Annotated in this window: 20 protein-coding genes; 15 read left to right on the top strand and 5 right to left on the bottom strand. The window is 73.2% G+C overall.

The genetic code is table 11. The annotated features are described in order from the left end of the window. Nucleotides 1-54 precede the first annotated feature (54 nt). Nucleotides 55-777: an arginyltransferase gene (locus IE168_RS08105; RefSeq protein ID WP_189497032.1), complete on the top strand. Its 723-nt coding sequence runs from the start codon at nt 55-57 to the stop codon at nt 775-777. Next, the gene (locus tag IE168_RS08110; protein ID WP_189497033.1) at nt 774-2,006 is read left to right on the top strand and encodes an endonuclease/exonuclease/phosphatase family protein; all 1,233 of its coding nucleotides are present in this window, start codon (nt 774-776) and stop codon (nt 2,004-2,006) included. Before IE168_RS08105 ends, IE168_RS08110 begins: the two co-directional genes overlap by 4 nt. A gap of 61 nt (nt 2,007-2,067) precedes the next feature. Here the strand turns inward: IE168_RS08110 and IE168_RS08115 are convergent, their stop codons facing one another. After that, nucleotides 2,068-2,502, bottom strand: coding sequence for a hypothetical protein (locus IE168_RS08115; protein ID WP_189497035.1), 435 nt, complete (start codon nt 2,500-2,502; stop codon nt 2,068-2,070). Between the two features lie 111 nt (nt 2,503-2,613). Here IE168_RS08115 and IE168_RS08120 point away from each other — a divergent pair, with 111 nt between their 5' ends. Continuing rightward, nucleotides 2,614-3,432, top strand: coding sequence for a M15 family metallopeptidase (locus IE168_RS08120; protein WP_189497037.1), 819 nt, complete (start codon nt 2,614-2,616; stop codon nt 3,430-3,432). A 129-nt stretch (nt 3,433-3,561) separates the two neighbouring features. Continuing rightward, on the top strand, nt 3,562-3,972 hold the full coding sequence (gene rnk / locus IE168_RS08125; protein WP_189497039.1) for a nucleoside diphosphate kinase regulator: 411 nt from the start codon (nt 3,562-3,564) through the stop codon (nt 3,970-3,972). A gap of 27 nt (nt 3,973-3,999) precedes the next feature. Here rnk and hda read toward each other — a convergent pair whose 3' ends face one another. Both hda and IE168_RS08135 read right to left on the bottom strand, forming a co-directional pair. Then, on the bottom strand, nt 4,000-4,695 hold the full coding sequence (gene hda / locus IE168_RS08130; protein WP_189497041.1) for a DnaA regulatory inactivator Hda: 696 nt from the start codon (nt 4,693-4,695) through the stop codon (nt 4,000-4,002). 49 nt (nt 4,696-4,744) lie between these two features. After that, nucleotides 4,745-5,812 carry a DUF2066 domain-containing protein gene (locus tag IE168_RS08135; protein ID WP_189497043.1) on the bottom strand — a complete coding sequence of 356 codons (1,068 nt, stop codon included), beginning with the start codon at nt 5,810-5,812 and terminating at the stop codon, nt 4,745-4,747. A gap of 83 nt (nt 5,813-5,895) precedes the next feature. On the opposite strand from IE168_RS08135, the gene purM reads away from it, so the two are divergent. Genes purM through IE168_RS08155 form a run of 4 tightly spaced genes read left to right on the top strand, consistent with a single transcriptional unit; the run spans nt 5,896 to nt 9,165 of the window. Further along, nucleotides 5,896-6,972 (top strand): phosphoribosylformylglycinamidine cyclo-ligase, encoded by a 1,077-nt coding sequence (purM, locus tag IE168_RS08140; RefSeq protein WP_229823260.1) that lies wholly within the window; start codon nt 5,896-5,898, stop codon nt 6,970-6,972. Nucleotides 6,973-6,977: 5 nt separating this feature from the next. Then, entirely contained in the window at nt 6,978-7,643 is a 666-nt protein-coding gene (purN, locus tag IE168_RS08145) for a phosphoribosylglycinamide formyltransferase (RefSeq protein WP_189497047.1), read from the top strand. Between the two features lie 10 nt (nt 7,644-7,653). Beyond that, a complete protein-coding gene (locus tag IE168_RS08150) occupies nt 7,654-8,448 on the top strand; it encodes a DUF3108 domain-containing protein (RefSeq protein ID WP_189497049.1) in 795 nt (264 codons plus the stop codon). A gap of 9 nt (nt 8,449-8,457) precedes the next feature. Beyond that, nucleotides 8,458-9,165 carry a DUF3108 domain-containing protein gene (locus tag IE168_RS08155; RefSeq protein ID WP_189497403.1) on the top strand — a complete coding sequence of 236 codons (708 nt, stop codon included), beginning with the start codon at nt 8,458-8,460 and terminating at the stop codon, nt 9,163-9,165. A gap of 6 nt (nt 9,166-9,171) precedes the next feature. Here the strand turns inward: IE168_RS08155 and murA are convergent, their stop codons facing one another. After that, nucleotides 9,172-10,431 (bottom strand): UDP-N-acetylglucosamine 1-carboxyvinyltransferase, encoded by a 1,260-nt coding sequence (murA, locus tag IE168_RS08160; protein ID WP_189497051.1) that lies wholly within the window; start codon nt 10,429-10,431, stop codon nt 9,172-9,174. Continuing rightward, the gene (locus tag IE168_RS08165) at nt 10,431-10,667 is read right to left on the bottom strand and encodes a BolA family protein (RefSeq protein WP_189497054.1); all 237 of its coding nucleotides are present in this window, start codon (nt 10,665-10,667) and stop codon (nt 10,431-10,433) included. The genes murA and IE168_RS08165 overlap by 1 nt, the downstream gene beginning before the upstream one ends. A gap of 126 nt (nt 10,668-10,793) precedes the next feature. Between IE168_RS08165 and IE168_RS08170 the strand changes: the two genes are divergently transcribed. The 7 genes from IE168_RS08170 (at nt 10,794) to hpf (ending at nt 16,043) form a co-directional block, all read left to right on the top strand. After that, nucleotides 10,794-11,798: a KpsF/GutQ family sugar-phosphate isomerase gene (locus IE168_RS08170; protein WP_189497056.1), complete on the top strand. Its 1,005-nt coding sequence runs from the start codon at nt 10,794-10,796 to the stop codon at nt 11,796-11,798. A 10-nt stretch (nt 11,799-11,808) separates the two neighbouring features. Then, complete coding sequence (locus tag IE168_RS08175; protein ID WP_189497058.1) at nt 11,809-12,357, top strand: KdsC family phosphatase; 549 nt, start codon at nt 11,809-11,811, stop codon at nt 12,355-12,357. Then, nucleotides 12,354-12,917, top strand: a complete 564-nt coding sequence (lptC, locus tag IE168_RS08180; protein ID WP_189497059.1) for an LPS export ABC transporter periplasmic protein LptC — start codon at nt 12,354-12,356, stop codon at nt 12,915-12,917. Before IE168_RS08175 ends, lptC begins: the two co-directional genes overlap by 4 nt. Continuing rightward, a complete protein-coding gene (gene lptA / locus IE168_RS08185; protein ID WP_189497061.1) occupies nt 12,898-13,425 on the top strand; it encodes a lipopolysaccharide transport periplasmic protein LptA in 528 nt (175 codons plus the stop codon). Before lptC ends, lptA begins: the two co-directional genes overlap by 20 nt. After that, nucleotides 13,425-14,144, top strand: coding sequence for an LPS export ABC transporter ATP-binding protein (gene lptB, locus IE168_RS08190; protein ID WP_189497064.1), 720 nt, complete (start codon nt 13,425-13,427; stop codon nt 14,142-14,144). The genes lptA and lptB overlap by 1 nt, the downstream gene beginning before the upstream one ends. Nucleotides 14,145-14,178: 34 nt before the next feature. After that, complete coding sequence (locus IE168_RS08195; RefSeq protein WP_189497065.1) at nt 14,179-15,606, top strand: RNA polymerase factor sigma-54; 1,428 nt, start codon at nt 14,179-14,181, stop codon at nt 15,604-15,606. Nucleotides 15,607-15,713: 107 nt separating this feature from the next. Next, entirely contained in the window at nt 15,714-16,043 is a 330-nt protein-coding gene (gene hpf, locus IE168_RS08200; RefSeq protein ID WP_189497067.1) for a ribosome hibernation-promoting factor, HPF/YfiA family, read from the top strand. Nucleotides 16,044-16,050 lie beyond the last annotated feature (7 nt).

Raw genomic sequence — 16,050 nt, forward strand, 5'->3', positions numbered from 1 at the left:
AGTATCCTGCCGCGATGACCAGCGCCGTCCATGCCAAGTCGCCGCGGGCCCGCCATGGCTGAGTCCGCACCGCTACGCCTGTTCCACACCGCGGAGCATCCCTGCGGCTACTGGCCCGAACGCGCCGCGCGCGACCTCGTACTCGACCCCGGCGACCCGCGCCTGGCCGAGGCCTATGCGCGCGCGCTGTCCTGGGGCTTCCGCCGCTCCGGCGATCTTGTCTACCGCCCGCACTGCCACGGCTGCCGCGCCTGCGTCCCGGTGCGGATCCCGGTGGAGGCCTTCGTGCCCGACCGCAGCCAGCGCCGCTGCCTGGCCCGCAACGCGGACGTGCAGGCGCGGATCCTGCCGGCCGGCGAGAGCAGCGAGCGCTTCGAACTCTACCGCCGCTATCTCACCGGCCGGCATCCCGGCGGCGGCATGGACGACCATGGCAAGGCCGAGTTCGCCCAGTTCCTGGTCGGCAGCTGGTCGCAGGGGCGCTTCCTCGAACTGCGCGCCGATGGCCGGCTGCTGGCGGTGGCGGTCACGGACCTGGTGGACGATGCGCTGTCGGCGGTCTACACCTTCTACGATCCCGAGCAGTCCGCGCGCGGGCTCGGCACGCTCGCGATCCTTCACCAGATCGACTGGGCGCGCCGCGACGGACGCCGCCATCTCTACCTTGGCTACTGGATCCCCGGACACCGGAAAATGGACTACAAGCGCAGATACCAACCCCTCGAACAGTTCGACGGCCGCACGTGGCGGCCGCTGCCCCCGGACGCCGGCGCATGAGCGGCCGCCTCCTCGCGCTGCTCTGCTGCGCGCTGCTCGCCGGCTGCGTGCGCGTCAACGTCCACGGCGATCCCGGCCAGGCCATGACTCAAACCCACACCCTCCGCGTCGCCACCTACAACGCCTCGCTCTACTCCGACGAGGCGGGCGGCCTGCTGCGCCGCCTGGAATCCGGCGACGCCAACGCACGCAAGGTGGCGGCGGTGCTGCAGCGCGTCCGCCCCGACGTGGTGTTGGTCAACGAGTTCGACCACGACCCGTCCGGACGCGCCGCGGACGCCTTCCAGCGCGCCTACCTGGAAGTGCCGCAAGCCGGCGGAGGCGCCGCGCTGCGCTATCCCTACCGCTACTTCGCACCGGTCAACACCGGCGTGCCCAGCGGGCTCGACCTCGACCGCAGCGGCCACGTCGCCGCGTCGGCGCCGGTCGAGGGCGAGGACGCCGCCGGCGCGCGCGAGCGCGGCAACGACGCCTGGGGCTACGGGCTGCACCCCGGCCAGTACGGCATGCTGCTGCTGTCGATGCATCCGATCGACGCCGCGGCGGCGCGGACCTTCCAGCGCCTGTCCTGGAGCGCGATGCCGGGCGCCGCACGCCCCGTCGATCCGGCCACCGGCGCACCCTGGCACGACGACGCGACCTGGTCGAAGCTGCGGCTGTCGTCGAAATCGCACTGGGACGTGCCGGTGCGCACGCCGCTGGGCACGGTGCACGTCCTGGCCTCGCACCCCACGCCGCCCGTGTTCGACGGCCCCGAGGACCGCAACGGCGCGCGCAACCACGACGAGATCCGTCTGTGGACCGACTACCTGGGTGGCGGCGACCTGTCCTGGCTCTGCGATGACGCCGGCCGCTGCGGCGGCCTGGATGCCGACGCGCGCTTCGTCGTCCTCGGCGACCTCAACAACGATCCCGCCGACGGCGACGGCCGCCACCAGGCCATCGTCGACCTGCTCGGGCACCCGCGCGTGCTGCGCGCGGCCACCCCGCGCAGCGAGGGTGCGGCGCACGCGGAAGGCGCGGACAAGGCCGGCCGCCGCGGCGACGTGGCGCACGCCACCGGCGATTTCGGCCCGCGCGTGGGGCCGCTGCGCCTGGACTACGCGCTGCCGTCGACCGGGTTCCGGCTGCTCGATGCCGGCGTGTACTGGCCGGCGCCCGGCACGGACGGTGCCGACGTCGTCGACGGCACCGACCACCGCCTGGTCTGGGTGGACCTGGCCGACTGAGGCGGCGGTCCCGGCGCGACGGACGGCGTCCGGCGGCGGGCGCGACCTCCATGGCGCGGCGTCAGGGCGCCGGCTTGCCGGCGGCGTCCCCGGACGGCTCGCCTTCCAGCGCCGGCGATCCCGCGGCGGCGCTGTCCGGCACGGCCTCCGCGGGGGCCTCGGCGGGCGGCGCCGACGGCCCGATGGTCGGCAGGACGGGCGGCGGCGCAGAGGCCTCGTAGCTGCGCGGGCCGAAGCCGAACACGCCCCCGCTCTGCCGCGACACGATCATGCGCACCATCGACGACGGCACCATCAGCTCGAGGTCCACGTATTCTCCCGTGGGCATCCGTCCCTTCAGCGTCATCTCGATCAGCGCGCCGGCGGTATCGACCTCGTCGCAGGCGACGTGCGGGCCCACCGCCGGGTTGTCCTGGATGTACGGCTTGATGGCATCGCCCAGCGCCTCCAGCGCCTGCGGGAAGAAGAACACGGCATAGCCGTCGCGGCCTGTCATCGGTGGGCGGCTCCAGAGGGGCGGGCGCACATCTTGGCAGAGACGCGCGGGCGAGCGGCCGCGCAGCCCCGCGCGATGGCGCGTCCCGCCATCAGCGGCTAGCCTGTCACCATGCGCGGCCGCGACCCCATCCTCGCCAACACCCCGGACATCGAGCTGTGGCCGGGCGGCGTGCTGCGTGCGCGCGGCAACCGCGACGCCCGCGTGCTCGCGCGCGCGCGCACCGTGCTCAGGCGCAAGCGCGACGGCGTCCTGCTCGCCGCCGACCTGCCCGAGGGACTGCGGCCGCTGGTGCCGCGGCTGGCGCGCGAACCCGGCCTGGACGCCGCCCTGCGCACCCTCGCCCGCCCGCGTCATCCGGCCCTGCGCGCCGGCATCGACGCCGTGCCGGACCTGCCGCCGACCCGGCTGGCCGAATGGCTGGACATCCTCGGCATCGACGGCGACGCCTACGCTGAGCGCACGGGACTGGCCCTGGAGCCGGAGCCGGCATGGCTGGCCTGGGCCGGGCGCGACCGCTACGGCCGCGCGCTGTGGCTGCGCGCCGACGCCGCGCGCGGCTGGCGCCACCTGGTCGCGTCGGCCGCCCGGGACGGCGTGGTGCTGGAAGCGGTGTCCGGCTACCGCAGCCACGACCACCAGGCCGGGATCTTCCAGCGCAAGCTGGCCCGCGGCCAGTCCATCGACGCGATCCTGGCGGTCAACGCCGCCCCGGGCTGGTCGGAACACCATTCCGGCCGCGCCATCGACATCAGCGCGCCGGGCGAGCCGGCCGCCGAGGAATCCTTCGAGGACACGCCGGCCTTCGCCTGGCTCCAGGCCAACGCCGGCGGCCTCGGCTTCACCATGAGCTACCCGCGCGGCAACCCGCACGGCATCGTCCACGAGCCCTGGCACTGGCGCCACGACGGGACCGCACGGACCGATTGAGATCGCGGGCCGCTGCCGCTACATTGACGGCAACGAACACCATCGCCGCCAGCCCACCCGCGCCCCGGCCGACGCGAAACGTCGCCGGGGCGCGTTGCTGGCGGCAAGCGCATTGCAGGAGACGCACGCGTGAACACCCGACCCAACATCACCATCTCGACGCTGGATGCGGAGCGGCTGGAGAGCCTGCTCGAATCCCTCCCCGACGGCACCTTCCCCGGCCGCGAGGCGCTCGAGGCCGAGTTGCTGCGGGCCGACGTGGTTGCGCCGAAGGACATCCCGCCGACCACGGTGACCATGAATTCGACCGTGCGCTTCCGCGTCGGCCCCGACGAGACCTTCAAGCTCACCCTGGTCTACCCCCGCGACGCCGATGGCAGCCCCGACCGCATCTCCGTGCTCGCGCCGGTGGGCAGCGCGCTGCTGGGCCTGTCGCAGGGCGACGAGATGGAATGGCCGAAGCCGGGCGGCGGCGCCGTCAAGGTGCTGATCGAGGAAGTCACCTACCAGCCCGAGCGCGCCGGCGAACTCCACCGCTGAGCCACCGCGGCATCCGCGCGGGCCGCCTCAGCCAGCCGCGTGCCCCAGGACCTCGCGCAGGAACGGCACCGTCACCCGGCGCTGCGCCGCCAGCGAGGCCCGGTCCAGGGCGTCGAGCCGGGCGGTGAGCCCGGCCAGGTCGCGCCCGGCCCGCTTCAGCAGCCACGCGATCGCGGCCTCGTCGAACTGCAGGCCGCGCCGGCGCGCGCGCAGCCGCAGCACCTCCGCCCGTCCGTCGTCGTCCAGCGGCAGCAGGGTGACCCGGGCGCACTGCGCCAGGCGCGAGCGCAGGTCCGGCAGTCCGAGGGCCAGCAAGGCCGGCGCGGCGACCGCGGCATAAAGCACGCCGATGCCGGCCGCGCGCGCGCGGTTGTGGAAGTCGAACAGGGCCACTTCGTCGCCGCGATCGCCGGCGATCGCCTCGAGGCCGTCCAGCGCCACCAGGCCCATGCCGTCCAGTGACTCCAGGGCCTGGCCCAGGCGTCCGGCGGCAGCGGCCAGCGGCAGGTAGGCGGCGCTGCGCCCCTGCGCTTCGGCCTCGGCACAGGCCGCCAGCGCGAGGTGGGTCTTGCCGGTGCCTGTGGCGCCTTCGAGGTACAGCCAGTCGCCACCGCCTGCGGCCAGCGCCCGCAGCTGCGCCAGGGCGCCCGGCGGGGCGCCGACGAAGGTGTCGAAGCGCTGGTCCGGCGGGTAGCGCAGCGCCAGCGGCAGCTGCCGGCTCACGCGCCGCCGCGGCGGTACGCCGCCCCCGGTGGACACTCCATCCCGGGCCTCAGCGCAGCTGGAACTCGGGCGGCAGGCCCTCGATGTTGGCGCCGGACTCGACCAGCACGGAGTCGTCCAGGACGCGACGGAAGCCCGCCAGGCCGGTCAGCAGGTCGAGCTCGAGCTCGAGGCTGTCGGGCGTGGCCCGCAGCGGACGCAGCCCGCGCACCACCGAGGTCGACTGCAGCCACGACGCCAGGCGCACGTAGTCGTTCGCACTGTGGATGCCGGTGACCACCACGCGCTCGATCGCGGGCTCGCCGACGCTGCTCGCCTTCGCGTAGCGGCGCACCAGGGCGTCGGCGGCGCCGTCGGCGCCCGAGGCGATGACCCGGCGCGCCTGCGCACCCTCTTCGGACCAGGTCTTGAGCACGCGGCCGTTGTCGACGAAGGTCCAGTCGGCCTTCCAGCCACCGCCAGACCGGTAGAGCTTGCCGATCAGCTGCATCGGCGGGCTGTAGCGGGCCGACAGGCGCGCCACCGCGGCGGAGTCGCCGCGCCAGATCGCGCCCACCGCCGCGCGCTCGGCGGCACTGCCGCCCGGCAGGCCAAGGCGGAAGCCGCGCTCCTGCGCCCGGTCGAGCACCGGCCGGGCGACGTTGTTCTGTCCCACGGCCACCAGCCGCGGCCCGGTATCGTCATCGATCGCCAGCCACAGCACGGGCTTCGGGCGCGGCTCGGGCCAGACCGGCAGGCCCAGCGCACCGGCGATGGCATCCACGTCGTCCCTGCGGAAGCGCACCACGAGCGTCGTGGTGTAGGTCGGCGAGCCGGCGGCCGAGCGTCCCTCGTCCTGGCGGTAGTCGTAGTGCTCGACGAAATCGCCGGCGCGGCGCAGCTCGCGGGCCACGCCCGGGCGCCGGGCGACCCCGGCATCGCCGGAGAGCTTGCCCAGCACCTGGGCCAGCGCGCGCTGGAAGCCGGACTGGCGCGCGGATTCGGCCTGGCTGCCGACCGCCACTTCGGCCTCGTACAGGCCGCTGGCGCCCGCGCGATCACCCTCGACCCGCTGGGCCTGGGCCCAGCCGGCGGGCAGGAGTGCGAGAAGCAGCGTGAGCAGCAACGCCTTGGGCATCATCGTTCCCGGGACCGTGTCAGCGGGGAATGGTGCCGCACGGGCCGCGTCGCGTCCATGAAGGCGCCCCCGGGACTGCTAAAATGGCGGCTTCCCCGCGCCTGCGAGCCACCGTGACCAGCCCCACTCCCCTGACCTACCGGGACGCCGGCGTCGACATCGACGCGGGCAATGAAGTCGTCGAGCGCATCAAGCCGCTGGTGAAGCGCACCTTCCGGCCCGAGGTGATGGGCGGACTGGGCGGCTTCGGCGCCCTGTTCGACCTGTCGGGCAAGTACCGCGAGCCGGTGCTGGTCTCGGGCACGGACGGCGTCGGCACCAAGCTCAAGCTGGCACAGCAGCTCGGCCGCCACGACACCATCGGCATCGACCTGGTCGGCATGTGCGTCAACGACGTGCTGGTGCAGGGCGCCGAGCCCCTGTTCTTCCTCGACTACTTCGCCACCGGCAAGCTCGACATCGACACCACGGTGGCGGTGGTCGGCGGCATCGCGAAGGGCTGCGAGCTGGCCGGCTGTGCGCTGATCGGCGGCGAGACCGCCGAGATGCCGGACATGTACGGCCCCGGCGAATACGACCTCGCCGGCTTCACCGTCGGCGCGGTGGAGAAGTCGGAGCTGCGCGACGGCGCCCGCGTCGCCGCCGGCGACGTGCTGATCGGCATCGCGTCCAGTGGCCCGCACTCCAACGGCTATTCGCTGATCCGCCGCATCTACGACCGCGCCGGCCGCCCCGGCGACACCGACGTCGGCGGCGTGCGCCTGGAGGACGCGCTGATGGCGCCCACCGCGCTGTACGTGAAGCCTGTGCTGGAGCTGCTGCGCGGCGCCGAAGGCGCGTCGATCCACGCCATGGCGCACATTACCGGCGGCGGCCTGACCGAAAACATCATCCGCGTGGTGCCGGAAGGCCTGGGCCTGGACATCGACGCCTCGTCCTGGACGATGCCGGCGGTCTTCGACTGGCTGCAGCGCGAAGGCGCCGTGGCGCGCGAGGAGATGTGGCGCACCTTCAACTGCGGCATCGGCTTCGTGCTGGCGGTCGACCCGGCAAGCGCGGGCGCGGTGGGCGCGGCGCTGGACGCGCTGTCGCTGGCGCACTGGACCATCGGCTCGGTATCGCCCGCCGGCGGCGACGCCCCGCGCGTGCGCATCGGCTGAGCCCCGTGGCCGACGCGACGCCGCGCCTGGCCGTGCTGGCTTCGGGCCGCGGCAGCAACCTGCAGGCGATCCTGGATGCCATCGACGACGGGCGGCTGCACGCGCAGGTGGCCGGCGTCTTCGGCGACAAGCCCAGGGCCTTCGCGCTCGAGCGCGCACGCGCGGCCGGCATTCCCGCCCGCGCCCTGCGCCCGGGCGACTTCGCCGGCCGCGACGAATTCGACGCCGCGCTGTTCGCGGAGGTCGCGTCGGTGCGGCCGGACCTCATCGTCTGCGCCGGCTACATGCGCCTGCTCGGCGCCGCGGCGCTGGCGCCCTGGGCCGGGCGCATCATCAACATCCACCCGTCGCTGCTCCCGGACTTCAAGGGCCTGGACACGCACGCGCGCGCGCTCGCCGCCGGCGTCCCCGAGCACGGTGCCAGCGTGCACTTCGTGACCGCCGACCTCGATGGCGGCCCGGTCATCGCCCAGGCGCGCGTGCCGGTCCTCGACGGCGACGATGCCGACGCGCTGGCCGCGCGCGTGCTCGACACCGAGCATCCGCTGCTGGTAGCCACCCTCCAGCTGCTCTGCGCGGCCCGCATCGTCCTTCGCGACGAGGTGGTGGAGCTCGACGGCAGGCCGCTGGCGGCCCCGCTTCAGCTGGCATCCAACCGCCTGCCGGCATGATCCCGGCGGCATGAAGACCGCCCCCCGCCTCCTGTCGACCACGCTCGCCGCCGCGCTGGCCATCCTGCCGGCACTGGCCGCGGAAGCCCCGCTTCCGCCCCCGGCAGCGCCGGATCCCGCTGCCGCGCCGACCGGTGACGATGCCGCACCAGCCGTCGCGCTCGAGCCCTTCGTCGCCACCTACGACGCCTGGAACGGCGGCAAGCCCGCAGGCACCGCGAGCATGCGCCTGGCGCGCGAAGGCCGGCTCTGGCGCGTGGACCTCGACGTCACCGGCAACCGCGGGCTGGCCCGCTGGGTGCGCCTGGACATCGACCAGGGCACCGTGTTCGACGAGGCCGGCGGCGACTACCGCCCGCTGCGCCAGGACACGCGCCGCAAGGCGCTGTTCATGGGCCGCCACGTCGAGGGCGTGTACGACTGGAACACCGGCATCGCGCAGTGGAGCGGCGACATCAAGGACGCGCGCAGGCAGCCCGTGCCGCTGCGCGAGGGCGACAAGAGCGGCCTGCTGATCAACCTCGCCATCGTGCGCGACGCCGCGCCTGGCCGCAGCCTGCGCTACCGCTTCGTCGATGGCGGCCGCGTGCGCGACCACCAGTACGCAGTGGCCGAAACCACCGAATACGTCGAGGTCGACGGCCTCTCGTACGACGCCATGCGTGTTTCACGCACCAACGGCGGCAATGATGAAACCATCTTCTGGGTAGCGCGTGGCGTGCCCACGCCTATCCGGATCCTGCAGCGCGAGAATGGCGAGGACGCCATCGACCTGCGCCTGGTCGCATACGAAGGAGCTCACTAGATGTCGAACATGAAGTCGTTCCGTCGCCGCGCCGCGGCCACCATCGCCGTGGCCGCCATGGCATTCGCCTCGGCGCCCGCGCTCGCGGTCAAGCCGTTCAACGCCGACTACCAGGCCAACTACATGGGCATGCAGGCGACGGCGAAGATGAGCCTGGCCAGCGCCGGACAGGGCCGCTGGGAGTACCGCATCGACATCGGCGGCATGGGCGCGGAGCTCGTGCAGAGCACGGTGTTCGAAGTGGACGGCGACCAGTGGCGCCCGCTCGAGAGCACCGACAGCCAGCGCGGCACCAGCGGCCTGGCGGCGATGCTGGTCAAGCGCAGGACCGTGACCGCCGACTACGACTGGGACCGCGGCGAGGCGCGCTGGTCCGGGGACGTGAAGGAAGACCGCGCCGGCCCGGTGAAGCTGCAGGCCGGCGACCTCGACGGCATGCTGATGAACCTGGTGCTGGTGCGCGACGTCGCCGCCGGCAAGCCGCTGGAGTACCGCCTGGTGGAGGACGGCCGCGTCAAGCGCCAGCGCTTCCAGGTCGAGGGCACCGAGCAGGTGCAGGTCGGCGGCAAGTCGCACGAGGCCACCCGCGTGGTGCGCCGCGACGGCAAGCGCGAGATCATCGCCTGGGTGGTCGACGGGCTGCCGGTGCCGGCGCGCGTGCTGCAGCGCCGGGACGGCAAGGACCACATCGACCTGACGCTCACCGCGGTCAACTGACCGCAGTCAGTCGATCCGCGTGATCCGGGCGCCCAGCCCGGACAGCTTGCGCTCGATGTGCTCGTAGCCGCGGTCGAGGTGGTAGATGCGGTCGATGACCGTCTCGCCCTCGGCCACGAGCCCGGCCAGCACCAGCGACGCCGAAGCGCGCAGGTCGGTCGCCATCACCGGCGCGCCGCTCAGGCGCTCGACGCCGGTGACGGTGGCGCGGTGGCCTTCGATGTGGATGTCCGCACCCAGCCGCATCAGCTCGTTCACGTGCATGAAGCGGTTCTCGAAAATCGTCTCGTCGATCGTCGCCACGCCCTCGGCGATGCAGTCCAGGGCCATGAACTGCGCCTGCATGTCGGTGGGGAACGCCGGGTGCGGCGCCGTGGTGATGTCCACCGCGCGCGGGCGGCGGCCGCGCATGTCGACGGTGATGCGGTCGCCATCGATGCCGATGTCGGCGCCGGCGGCGGACAGGCGCTCGAGCACCGCGTCCATCGTGTCCGGGCGCGCATGGGTGATGGTGACGCGGCCGCCGGTGATCGCACCGGCGACCAGGAAGGTGCCGGCTTCGATGCGGTCGGCGACCACGTCGTGGCGCGCGCCGTGCAGGCGGTCGACGCCATGCACCACGATGCGAGACGTGCCCGCGCCCTCGATGTCCGCGCCCATCGCCAGCAGGCAGTCCGCAAGGTCGACGATCTCCGGCTCGCGCGCGGCGTTGTCGATCACCGTGGTGCCCTGGGCCAGGGTGGCGGCCATCAGCACGTTCTCGGTCGCGCCCACGCTCACCATGTCGAAGGCGACATGGCCGCCGCGCAGGCGGCCGGCGCGGGCGTTGATGAAGCCGTGCTCGACGGTGATGCGCGCGCCCAGCGCCTCGAGGGCGCGGATGTGCAGGTCGACCGGCCGCGAGCCGATCGCGCAGCCGCCCGGCAGCGCGACCTCGGCGGCGCCGTGGCGGGCCACCAGCGGCCCCAGCACCAGCACCGAGGCACGCATCGTGCGCACCAGCTCGTAGGGCGCGACGTGGCTGTCGACGCCGCGGGGGTCGACCACGACGTGGCTGCCGTCGGCATCGTGGGTGACGCCCGCACCGAGGCCTCCGAGCACCTTGGCCGTGGTCACCACGTCGTGCAGGTGCGGCACGTTGCCGATCTCCACCGGCTCGTCGGCCAGCAGGGTCGCGCACAGGATGGGAAGGACGGCGTTCTTGGCGCCGGACACGCGGACGTCGCCCTCCAAGGCCACGCCGCCGGTCACCGCGATCTTCTGCATCAGCCGGGCCGGTGCTCGTCGGGGGTCAGGGTGCGCAGTGCAAGGGCGTGGATCTCGTTGCCCATCAGCGTGCCCAGGGTCGCGTACACCATGCGGTGGCGGGCCAGCGGCAGCTTGCCGGCGAAGTCCGGATGCACCACCACGGCCTCGAAATGCACGCCGTCGTCGCCCTGCACCTCGACCACGGCGCCGGGCAGGCCCTGTTCGATGAGTTTGCGGATGGTGTCTGCGTCCAAGGCGGTCTTCCAGGTGATGAAGGGCGGATGAGGCGGCCGTCCCGCCGTCGCGCAAAGGCGCGGGAACGGGCAGGATTCCGCGTAAGATGAACCGGTTAGCCTAACGGAAAAGGGTCCGGCCCGGAAATGCCCGGAAGCAACGAGCACCCCAGCGGCGCCCCCGGCGCGCACGACTTCGCGGCCAGCGGCCGGCGGGTCTTCGAGATCGAGCGCCAGGGCCTGGCCGCCGTGGAAGCCCGCATCGACGGCGACTTCGGCCGCGCCTGCGCCCTGCTGCTGGCCTGCCGCGGCCGCGTGGTCTGCACCGGCATGGGCAAGTCCGGGCACGTGGCGCGCAAGATCGCCGCCACCCTCGCCTCCACCGGCACGCCGGCCTTCTACGTCCACCCCGGAGAGGCCGGCCACGGCGACCTCGGCATGGTGACCGACGCCGACGTGGTGCTGGCGCTGTCGTATTCCGGCGAATCCGACGAAGTGCTGCAGCTGCTCCCGGTGCTCAAGCGCCAGGGCAACGCCCTGGTCTCGATGACCGGGCGGCCCGGCTCGACCCTGGCCGCCGCCGCCGCCGTGCATCTCGACGTCAGCGTGCCCGCCGAAGCCTGCCCGCTGCACCTGGCGCCGACTTCCAGCACCACCGCCTCGCTGGCCATGGGCGATGCCCTGGCCGTGGCCCTGCTGGAGGCGCGCGGCTTCACCGCCGACGACTTCGCCCGCTCGCATCCCGCCGGTGCGCTGGGCCGCCGCCTGCTGCTGCACATCGCCGACGTCATGCACACCGGCGACGCGGTGCCCCGCGTGCCCGCGGATGCGACCGTCAGCGAGGCCCTGGCCGAGATCAGCCGCAAGATGCTGGGCATGACCGCGGTGGTCGACGGCGACGGCCGTCTGCTCGGCCTGTACACCGACGGCGACCTGCGCCGCAGCCTCGACGCCGGCATCGACGTGCGCGCGACGCCCATCGCCGAGGTGATGACGCGCAGCCCGCGCACCATCGGCGCGGACGCGCTGGCCGCGGAAGCCGCGCAGCTGATGGAGGCGCACAAGATCGGCGGCCTCGTGGTCGTGGACGAGGTGGGCCGCGTGGTCGGCGCCCTCAACATTCACGACCTGTTGCGCGCACGCGTGGTGTGATCCCGCGTCCATGCGCCCCACCGACCGCCCCGCCCCGTCCCCCGAAGTGCTCGCGCGCGCCGCGCGCATCCGGCTGGCCTGTTTCGACGTCGACGGCACCCTGACCGACGGCCGCCTGTACATCGCCGCCGACGGCACCGAGACCAAGGCCTTCCACGTCCACGACGGCCTGGGCCTGTCGCTGCTGAAGCGCGCCGGCATCACCGTGGCCTTCGTCACCGCGCGCACCAGCCCCGCGGCCGAGATCCGTGCCCGCGACCTCGGGGTCGAGGCGCACACCGGCATCCGCGACAAGCTCGCCTGCGTCGAAGGCCTGCGCGCGCGCCTGGGCCTCGCCGCGGACGAAGTGTCGTTCATGGGCGACGACCTCACCGACCTCGCCGTGCTGGCCGCCGCAGGGCTCGCCGCGGCACCCGCCGACGCGCAGCCGGCGGTCCTGGCGCATGTCCACTGGCAGTCCGTCCACCGCGGCGGCGAGGGCGCGGCGCGCGAATTCTGCGAACTGGTGCTGGCCGCGCGCGGCGGCGCGGGCGTCGACGCCGCCGGAGCCCGGCAGTGAACTGGCGCGGCGTGCTCATCCTCGTGCTGCTCGCGGCGGCGATCGCCAGCGGCTGGTCGGCCTGGCGCCAGGGGGCCAGCGTGGAAGAGACGACGGTCGCCAGCGACCGCTCCGACTACGTGCTCGAGGACTTCGAGCTGGTGTCGCTCGACGACGAGGGCCGCGAGGCCTTCACGCTGCGCGCGCCCTGGCTGCAGCGCGACCCCGCCGATGAAACCCTCGCGCTGCGCGAGCCCGTGTTCCTGCTGCCTGAAGAGGGCGGCGAATACTACTGGGACCTCCGTGGCGCCACCGGCTGGATCAGCGCCGACAGCAGCGAGATGCGGCTGGAAGGCGACGTGGTGGCGGTGTCCGACCCCGCCGGCGACCGTGCGATGCGCATGGAGACCGACGCCCTCCAGGTGTTCCCGGAACAGCGCCGCGCGCGCACCGACGCCGCCGTGACCATCACCCAGCCCGGCACTACAATGCAGGGCACGGGCATGGAAGCCGATCTGGCCGGCAAGCGCTTCCAGCTCACCTCCAAGGTCCACACCCGCTATGTCCCCACGCGCCGCTAGCCTCACCACGCTCCTCGCCCTGGCCGCGGCCCTGGCGGCCGCGCCCGCCTGGGCGAAGTCGAGCGACCGCAACCAGCCGATGGACCTCACGTCCAACACCCAGGACTGCATGCTCGCCGACGACGGCGGCCCCTGCGTGTTCGCCGGCAACGTCCGCATCGTGCAGGGCACGCTGGACGTGCGCGCCGCCAAGGCCGACGTCCGCCGCGGCGGCGGCGACATCCAACGCGTGATCCTCACCGGTTCGCCGGTGCGCCTGAAGCAGCAGCTCGACGACGGCGGCACGATCGACGCCAGCGCCGCCAACGTCGACTACGACCTGCAGACCGAGACCGTGGTCTTCACCGGCAACGCCGAGATCAACCAGCCCGGCCGCGGCACCATGGCCGGCGGCCGCATCGTCTACAACATGGCCACCGGCCGCGTGCAGGGCGGTGGCCAGGACGGCGGCCAGATCCGCACCCGCATCCTGCCCAAAGGCGCCAAGGCCGACCAGGGCGGCAACTGATGCTGGTCGCCGAGGGTCTCCGCAAGAGCTACCGCCAGCGCGAGGTGGTGCGCGAGTTCGGGCTCACGCTCGACGCCGGCGAGGTGGTGGGCCTGCTCGGCCCCAACGGCGCCGGCAAGACCACCTGTTTCTACATGATCGTCGGGCTGGTGCCGGCCGATGCCGGGCGCATCGTGCTCGACGGCCGCGACATCACCGGCGAGCCGATGTACCGCCGCGCGCGCCTGGGCGTCGGCTACCTGCCGCAGGAGCCGTCGGTATTCCGCAAGCTCAGCGTCGCCGACAACATCATGCTGGTGCTGGAGCTGCGCGACGACCTGGACCGCAAGGGCCGCGAAGCCGAACTCGCCTCGCTGATGGACGAGCTGCAGATCACCCACGTCGCCGGCCAGGCCGGGGCCAGCCTGTCGGGCGGCGAACGCCGCCGCGTCGAGATCGCCCGCGCGCTGGCCGCGCGCCCGCGCCTGATCCTGCTCGACGAACCCTTCGCCGGCGTCGACCCGATCTCGGTCGGGGAGATCCAGCGCATCGTCCGCCACCTCAAGAACCGCGGTATCGGCGTGCTGATCACCGACCACAACGTCCGCGAGACCTTGGGCATTTGCGACCGCGCGTATATCCTCAACGATGGCGGCGTGCTCGCGCAGGGGGCTCCGGACGCGCTGCTGGCCGACCCGGACGTGCGCCGGGTGTACCTCGGGGACTCCTTCCGACTGTAAGCCGGGGGCGCGTCCCCGCCGACAGGGGAACGTCGTGAAGCCTCGTCTTCAGACATCGCTGGGACAGCAACTGGTCCTGACGCCGCAGCTGCGCCAGGCCCTGCACATGCTGCAGCTGTCGATGCCGGAGCTCGAGGCCGAGATCAACGACGCGGTCGAAAGCAACCCGCTGCTGGAGTGGGACGACGCGCCGACGCTGTCGACGCCCGGCGAAACCCGCGACGCCGACGGCGACGCCCCCGACGCGCACAGCGACGCTCGCTCCGAAGCGCACGACGACCATTGGGACGACCACCGCGACGCGGCCTGGGCCGAAAGCGGGCGCGGCGGCGGCGAGGATCCCGACGGCGACGCGTCCGAACGCATCGCCCAGTCCGAGACGCTGCGCGACCACCTGTCCTGGCAGCTCAACCTCAGCCACCTCTCGCCGCGCGAACTGGCGATCGGCGAAGCGCTGGTCGACGCCATCGACGACGACGGCTACCTTCGCGAGCCGCCATCGGCCATCGCCGAGGCGCTGGCGCCCGAGCTGGAATGCAGCGACGCCGAGATCAGCCTGGTGCTGAGCCGGGTGCAGGGCCTGGACCCGACCGGCGTCGGCGCGCGCGACCTCGGCGAATGCCTGCTGCTGCAGCTCGACGCGCTGCCGCCGGAAACACCGGCCCGCGACATCGCACGGCGCGCGGTCTCGACCCTGATCGAACGCCTGGCGCGGCTGGGCGAGGCGGGCGTGGCCGACGCCCTGGGCTGCAGCCACGAAGAGGCCGCCGCCGCGCTGCAGCTGATCCGCGGGCTCGATCCGCGCCCGGGTGCCCGCATCGGCGGCATGCCGCAGGACACCTACGTGGTGCCCGACTGCGTCATCACCCGCCAGGGCGGCATCTGGAAGGTGTCGCTGGCCGGCGGCCGCCATTCCCGCCTCACCATCCACCGTGGCTACGAACAGATGCTGCAGCACGCCGCCGGCGCCGACGCCGGCTACCTGCGCGGCCGCCTGCAGGAAGCGCGCTGGCTGCTGAAGAACATCGAGGCCCGCGGCGAGACCCTGCTCAAGGTGGTGCACTGCCTGGTGCGCGAGCAGTCCGGCTTCCTCGAGTTCGGCGCCAAGGCGCTGCGCCCGCTCACCCTGCGCGAAGTCGCCGCACAGATCGGCATGCATGAATCCACCGTGTCGCGCGCGGTGGCGCGCAAGTACGTGCACACCCCGCGCGGCACCATGCCGCTGCGCGCGTTCTTCGCATCGGGCATCGACACCGGCGGTGGTGGCGAAGCGTCGAGCACCGCCATCCAGGACATGATCCGGCGGATGGTGGAGGCCGAGGATCCACGCAAGCCGCTGTCCGACGCGCGCCTGGCCGAGCGCCTCAAGGAGGGCGGCGTGCCGGTCGCGCGGCGCACCGTGGCCAAGTACCGCGAGGCCCTGAACATCCCGTCCTCGCACGAGCGCGTGCGCATCGCCTGACTGCCGGCTGGACGCTTCCCGCCCTCCGGGGGCTGGGTTAACCTGTCCATGACATCCCCCGCATCGCCATGCGCGATGCTGTGGACCCCACGAGAAAGGAGGTTGCGATGCTCATCGAGACCCACGGCCAGCAGATGGACGTCACGCCCGCGCTGCGCGACTACGTCGAGACCAAGCTGGGCCGCCTGTCACGCCTCTACGATCCACCGCTGCAGCTGCGCACCCAGCTCAGCGTCGACAAGCCCGACCACGTCGCCGAGGCGACGGTCAGCGTCGCCGGCAAGACCCTGCACGCCGACGCCCGCGCGGTCGACATGTACGCGGCCATCGACCTCCTCGCCGACAAGCTCGACCGCATGCTGGTGAAGGAGAAGAAGAAGATGATCGACCAGCATCGCCGCGGCGGGAACCCCGTGCGCGACGGCGAGTTCGGCTGACGCACCA

Source organism: Luteimonas padinae (genome assembly GCF_014652935.1).
In the GTDB taxonomy this organism is placed as follows: Bacteria; Pseudomonadota; Gammaproteobacteria; order Xanthomonadales; family Xanthomonadaceae; genus Luteimonas; species Luteimonas padinae.